The following is a 5,945-nucleotide window of genomic DNA, read 5'->3' as shown; positions in this document are numbered from 1 at the left end:
GGGTTGTTCTGGTTTTTTCGGCTGCGACGGAAGACATTCGACGGCACGATCGTCTTTGTGGCCGCAGGCTTCCTGCTCGCGCTGTCGGCATCCATCGACCAGATCGGAGATCTGTTTCCCACCCCTGGTTCTGCGGCAGCCATCGCCGAAGACGTCGTCAAAGAGCTTGGCATCTTCCTTTGGGCGGCAGGTGCCGTTGGGTACGCGGCGATGGTGACACGATTGGGCCGTCCGTGGGTGGATCCAGCCGACTCCACCTCTCCCGACTGACTGCCGCAGGCGGGCATTTTCGACCAGGCTAGTCCAGATCGAACCGCGCGATCACAGGCACATGGTCCGACGGGCGCTCCCAGCCGCGCGCCGGACGCAGGATTTCGTAGCCGGAAAAGCTGGGCACCAGGTTTGGCGACGACCAGACGTGGTCGAGACGGCGGCCGCGATTGGACAGCTCCCAATCCTGCGCGCGATAACTCCACCAGGTGTAGAGCTTCTGCTCATGCGGCACGTTGAGCCGCATCAGGTCGACCCAGTCGCCGGCGCGGCGCATCGCCTCGAAATTTTCCGTCTCGATCGGCGTGTGGCTGACCACGTTGAGCAATTGCTTGTGCGACCAGACGTCATGTTCGAGCGGGGCGATGTTGAGATCGCCGACCAGCACCGAGCTGGACACCTCGTCATGTTCTGCCCGGATGGCATTCATCTCGGCGACGAAGTCGAGCTTGTGCTTGAACTTCCTGTTGATGACGGGATCCGGTTCGTCGCCGCCCGCCGGAACGTAGAAATTGTGGAGCAGGATCGCCTTGCCGCCGGCCCGCACCGTCACCGAGAGGTGCCGGCTATCCTCGATTTCGCAAAAGCGTCGCTTCTCGACCACCTCGATCGGCCGCCGCGCCACGGTTGCTACGCCGTGGTAGCCCTTCTGGCCATGGAAGGCGATGTGCTCGTAGCCGAGCCTGCGGAAAGCCTTTTCGGGGAACAGCTCGTCGGGAACCTTGGTTTCCTGCAGGCACAGCACGTCGGGCGCATGCTCGACGAGCAGGCGCTCGACGATCGGCATGCGCAGGCGAACGGAGTTGATGTTCCAGGTGGCGATGGAAAAGGGCATTGGCAATCCAGGACAGCGTGCGACCGACCAGAACCGATGGGCCCCGGCGGGGAAGACGCCTTTCGACGGAGTCAGTCCGGGAAACTGCCAGCCGCAAGTCGCAAAGACAAGCCGGGCCACGCCCGCTGAGGCGTGACCCGGCGCTTTCCACAGCTATTGGTGCGATTGGCCTAGCGCGCCTTGTTGGTGTTGAGCTCGCGGTTCGCCGTGTAGTCAATGGCGAAAGTATCCGGCGCGAAGCTGACGCCTTCCTTGGTGTTGAAGATCATCACCGTCGTATCCTTGCCCTGCGCGTCGGTGATCGTCCACTGCCGCAAGTCGAAGGTTTTCGGATCGAACATCATGGTGATCTTCGAATTGCCGAACACCGATTTGTCGGCGAGCTGGATGGTGGTGAGATCATCCTCCTGCTTGACGCTTTTGACGCGGTCGCCGGAGAGATCGATCCTGTTGTCGAGCAGCAGCTTCAAGGGTGTCTTCGACAGCGGATAGAGATCGGACGTGTTGAGCCTCTTGTTCAGGATGACCACCGACTTGCCGTCTGAAATCACCCGGAAGTTTGAAGAGCCGTCGTAGTTGAAGCGGATCTTGCCTGGCCGTTCGAGGAAGAACTTGCCGCCGGTCTGCTCGCCCTTGGGGCCGAACTGCACGAATTCGCCGCTCATCGATTTGACCGAGGAAAAGTGGTCGGCGATCTTCTGCGCAGCGGTCGGCACAGCCGCCTGCGCCGAAGCCAGCACCTGGAAGCCGGGCACCGCGTTGAAGGCTGCCGCCCCCGCAAACGCCAGGCCGAGGCCCAGCAACTGACGCCGGGATGGAGCAAATGTGCTGAGCGCTGAAAGATCGTTTTTCATGTCGGTCACTCTCATCTGATTCCTGAGTTGTTCTGTGCTTGGACCCCCAGTTAGGCTGAAATTTGGCGGGTCAGACGTCCCTTGGTCGCTTCAACGCCTTGAAAGGTTCAAGGTTGCCGGACCGGGATGTCACAAGGGTCAGGCTTTCTGGTCAGAACTTGTCCTCTTCGGTCGGCACCAGGATCTCGCGCTTGCCGGCATGGTTGGCCGGGCCGACGATACCTTCCTTTTCCATCTTCTCGATGATCGAGGCGGCGCGGTTATAGCCGATGCCCAGCCGGCGCTGGATATAGCTGGTCGAGGCCTTGCCATCGCGCAGCACCACGGAAACCGCCTGATCGTAGGGATCGTCGGAATCCTCGAAATTGCTGTTGCCGCCACCGGACCCACCCTTGCCCGACGGCTCGTCGTCGTCCTCGCCATCATCCTCGGTGATGGCGTCGAGATATTCCGGCACGCCCTGCAGCTTCAGATGCGCAACGATCTTCTCGACCTCTTCGTCGGCGACGAACGGGCCGTGCACGCGCTGGATGCGGCCGCCGCCGGCCATGTAGAGCATGTCGCCCATGCCGAGCAGCTGCTCGGCGCCCTGCTCGCCCAGAATGGTGCGGCTGTCGATCTTCGACGTCACCTGGAAGGAGATGCGGGTCGGGAAATTGGCCTTGATGGTGCCGGTGATGACGTCGACCGACGGCCGCTGCGTTGCCATGATGACATGGATGCCGGCGGCGCGCGCCATCTGCGCCAGGCGCTGCACGGCACCTTCGATGTCCTTGCCGGCGACCATCATCAGGTCGGCCATCTCGTCGATGATGACGACGATATAGGGCATCGGCTCGAGATCGAGGTTCTCGGTCTCGTAGATCGCCTCGCCGGTCTGGCGGTCGAAGCCGGTCTGCACGGTGCGCGAGATCTTCTCGCCCTTCTTGTCCGCCTGGCTGACGCGGGCGTTGAAGCCGTCGATGTTGCGCACGCCGACCTTGGACATCTTGCGGTAGCGGTCCTCCATCTCGCGCACGGTCCATTTCAGCGCCACCACGGCCTTCTTCGGATCGGTGACGACGGGCGTGAGCAGATGCGGGATGCCGTCATAGACCGAGAGTTCCAACATTTTCGGATCGATCATGATCAGCCGACATTCTTCCGGCTTCAGCCGGTAGAGCAGCGACAGGATCATGGTGTTGATGGCGACCGACTTGCCCGAGCCGGTGGTGCCGGCGACCAGCACGTGCGGCATCTTGGCGATGTCGACGATGACCGCCTCGCCATTGATGGTCTTGCCCAGCGCCAGCGCCAGCTTGGCCTTCGTCGTCTCGAAGTCACGGCTGGCCAGAATCTCGCGCAGATATACGGTCTCGCGCTTGGCGTTCGGCAGTTCGATGCCGATGGCGTTGCGGCCAGGGACCACGGCGACGCGGCAGGCGATGGCGCTCATCGAGCGCGCAATGTCGTCGGACAGGCCGATGACGCGTGACGATTTGATGCCGGGCGCCGGTTCGAGCTCATAGAGTGTGACCACCGGACCGGGACGGACGGCGATGATCTCGCCCTTGACGCCGAAGTCCTCCAGCACGCCTTCGAGCAGGCGGGCGTTCTGTTCCAGCGCGTCCTTGGACAGGCTGGCGTCGCGCACCACGTTCTTCGGCTCGGAGAGGAAGTGGAGCGACGGCATTTCGAATTTTTCCGAGCCGATCAGCGATGTCTGGGCCTCGCGCTGGACGCGGGCGCCGGGCACGGGGCGCGCCGCCGGCGCCTCGACGCGGGTGGCTGCGTCGGAGCGGAACGGCTGCACCTTGGCGGTCGGCGCGCCGCGGCGTTGCACGACAGGCTCATCGTCGAAATCGGCATCCTCGCTTGCATTGTCGAAGCGGTCGTCGAAGATGTCGTCGGGGTCGAGCGAGGCGCTGCGGTCATTGACCATGGCGGCGAAGAATTCGGGCTCGACGCGGGCACGGCCATCCTGGCTCATCCGCTGCTCGGCAAACTCCGCCGATTCGACCCGTTCGGCGGCGCGGCGCCAGGCGGTGGAGCGCTGCTCCATCTCCGGCTCGTACTCGTCCCGCTCCTGCCTGCGGCGCACGGCACGGCGGTGCATCCACGCGCGCAGCGACAGCCACCAATGGGTGATGGCGCCGAGCGCCAGGATGCCCTCGTCGCCTTCATCCTCGTCATTGTCGAACAAAAGGTCGTCGTCGCGCGGATCGGCAGCGGGCTCGTCCTCCATCACGGCGAAGCCGTTCTTGCGTCCGATCAGCGCCGAGCCATGGGCGAAGAGCCACAGTGCGGGTGCGGCCAGCAGGATGGCGATGATGCTGGCGATCAGCCCGGTCGGATAGCCGCCGATGACGACGCCGGGGATCTTCAGCACCATGTCGCCAAACACACCGCCGAGGCCCGTCGGCAGCGGCCAGGTCTTGGGCGGCACAACGCAGCCGACCATCGCCGCGGCCAGCAGCGCGAAGCCGAACCAGGACAGCCCGCGCTTGGGCAGCCTGTCGACACCGCGCGCGGAAAACAGCAGGAATCCCCAGATGACCGTCGGAACCAGGGCCGCGACGGCGGCGAGGCCGAAGAACTGCATGGCCAGGTCGGAGAACACGGCACCCGCATAGCCCATGGCATTGGTGACGGTGTTGTTCGTCGCGTGGGAAAAACTCGGATCGGCGACATTCCAGGTGGCAAGGCTGGCAACGCCAAAGGCGGCCAGCGCGAACAGGCCGACGCCGACCAGCCGCCCGACCTGACGCCGCGCGAACGCCTGGATGCCGTGCCCCGTATCGGCCAGCGCAAGCGGTGCTGAAGCCCCTGAACGCATGCTCTTCCCCGTCTGTCATGGTCTCGCCGGGTGCGTGGCGCATTCCGGCAGATTCGGGTCTCAGACTATCGGTGGGAAGGTTAAGGGCGCATTAACTATAAGAGGTCGAGATGATCAAACCTCGTTACCACTGGTTGAGCCGTTTGCTGCTCGAAGAATGGCGCCGAGTGTGGGCGAAGGAGGGTCGCCAATTTGGGTAAAGGCATGCAACCCGTCTTCCTTCGCGTGGCGGCACTGGCCTGGGCAGGGCTCAGTTTGCTGCTCGCTTTGCACTGGTTCGTCGAACTCGGCATGGTGGGCTTCCCGGACGGCTATGTGACGCCCTTCGCCAGAGCGACCGGTCCGCTGCTGCACATCCTCGCCACAGCCTGCCTCGGACAAGGCCTGTATTTTCTGTTCAGAGGTCTTTTCGGCAAGGGATTTGCAGTGCGAGGCCTCGGCCTGCGGGTTTTGATCGCCGCGGTCCTGACAGTGGCGCCTGTGCTGATCGTCAGGAATTGCCCGCATTCCCGGACATGCAGCAGCGCGTATGAAGCGCTGACGAACACCATGATGGACGACGGCGCCGGCGGATAGAGCTGCCGCCTGCCGAAACAATGGCGGACTGCCGGGCCCGCCATTGGTCGTTTGGAACAAAGATCGGGCCTCGGCCCGACCGGACAAATCAGTTGGCGCCGCCGAGCGCCTGCACATTGGCGCAGAATTCCGCATACGGCTTGCTCATCGCCGCATCCTGGCATTCCTTCTTCATCGCTTCCTGCTTTTCCATCGGCATGGCCATGAAAGCGGTCTTGAAATCCGCCATCGGCTTCATGGTCTTCATGCCGGAATCCGTGAAGAACGGCGCCATGTTGTCGGGCTCATCCAGAGCGCCGGCAAATGCAAAGCCGCTGACCATGGAAAGAGCGAGCGCTCCAAGGCAGATATTCTTGAGGTTCATGAAATAAGTTTCCTTCCCTGTTGTTTGGCACGAGCGCCAGAACGACGATCGTCCCCCCAGTTCGAAACCAGAGCGGTCGTTGTTTCCTCAAAAAACCTGATCACATGAACGTGATTGCGCCAAGACCGGCATTGCCGGAATGACTTGCCAAAAAAAGAGGCCCGGATGCAATCCGGGCCTCAATGCGTGAACTCCTTTCGGGAGCATCACGACGGGATGGGAGAATGCGGG

General features: G+C 62.9%; 6 protein-coding genes. 2 read left to right on the top strand and 4 right to left on the bottom strand.

The features are described 5' to 3' along the window. Positions 1-270, top strand: a 270-nt coding sequence (locus EOC06_RS40185) for a hypothetical protein (protein WP_206631203.1), incomplete at its 5' end; no start/stop codon positions are given. A 28-nt stretch (positions 271-298) separates the two neighbouring features. On the opposite strand, the gene EOC06_RS17460 is transcribed toward EOC06_RS40185, so the two are convergent. The 3 genes from EOC06_RS17460 to EOC06_RS17450 form a co-directional block, all read right to left on the bottom strand. Beyond that, entirely contained in the window at positions 299-1,105 is an 807-nt protein-coding gene (locus tag EOC06_RS17460; RefSeq protein ID WP_128308351.1) for an exodeoxyribonuclease III, read from the bottom strand. A gap of 170 nt (positions 1,106-1,275) precedes the next feature. Continuing rightward, positions 1,276-1,959, bottom strand: a complete 684-nt coding sequence (locus EOC06_RS17455) for an outer-membrane lipoprotein carrier protein LolA (protein ID WP_128308353.1) — start codon at positions 1,957-1,959, stop codon at positions 1,276-1,278. A 151-nt stretch (positions 1,960-2,110) separates the two neighbouring features. Then, positions 2,111-4,774, bottom strand: coding sequence for a DNA translocase FtsK (locus EOC06_RS17450; protein WP_128308350.1), 2,664 nt, complete (start codon positions 4,772-4,774; stop codon positions 2,111-2,113). 204 nt (positions 4,775-4,978) lie between these two features. On the opposite strand from EOC06_RS17450, the gene EOC06_RS17445 reads away from it, so the two are divergent. Further along, positions 4,979-5,350 carry a hypothetical protein gene (locus tag EOC06_RS17445; protein WP_127319580.1) on the top strand — a complete coding sequence of 124 codons (372 nt, stop codon included), beginning with the start codon at positions 4,979-4,981 and terminating at the stop codon, positions 5,348-5,350. Positions 5,351-5,438: 88 nt separating this feature from the next. On the opposite strand, the gene EOC06_RS17440 is transcribed toward EOC06_RS17445, so the two are convergent. Then, positions 5,439-5,714, bottom strand: coding sequence for a hypothetical protein (locus EOC06_RS17440; RefSeq protein WP_127267328.1), 276 nt, complete (start codon positions 5,712-5,714; stop codon positions 5,439-5,441). Positions 5,715-5,945 lie beyond the last annotated feature (231 nt).

This window comes from Mesorhizobium sp. M7A.F.Ca.MR.362.00.0.0 (assembly GCF_004023175.1).
GTDB lineage: Bacteria > Pseudomonadota > Alphaproteobacteria > Rhizobiales > Rhizobiaceae > Mesorhizobium.
Note: the sequence above shows the minus strand (reverse complement) of the source record. Positions and strands in the feature narration are given on the sequence as shown.

What these genes read in the sequence shown, in the direction of transcription:
- EOC06_RS17460 (WP_128308351.1), bottom strand. Translation starts at nt 1,105, where the DNA reads ATGCCCTTTTCCATCGCCACCTGGAACATCAACTCCGTTCGCCTGCGC.
- EOC06_RS17450 (WP_128308350.1), bottom strand. Translation starts at nt 4,774, where the DNA reads ATGCGTTCAGGGGCTTCAGCACCGCTTGCGCTGGCCGATACGGGGCAC.
- EOC06_RS17445 (WP_127319580.1), top strand. Translation starts at nt 4,979, where the DNA reads ATGCAACCCGTCTTCCTTCGCGTGGCGGCACTGGCCTGGGCAGGGCTC.
- EOC06_RS17455 (WP_128308353.1), bottom strand. Translation starts at nt 1,959, where the DNA reads ATGAAAAACGATCTTTCAGCGCTCAGCACATTTGCTCCATCCCGGCGT.
- EOC06_RS17440 (WP_127267328.1), bottom strand. Translation starts at nt 5,714, where the DNA reads ATGAACCTCAAGAATATCTGCCTTGGAGCGCTCGCTCTTTCCATGGTC.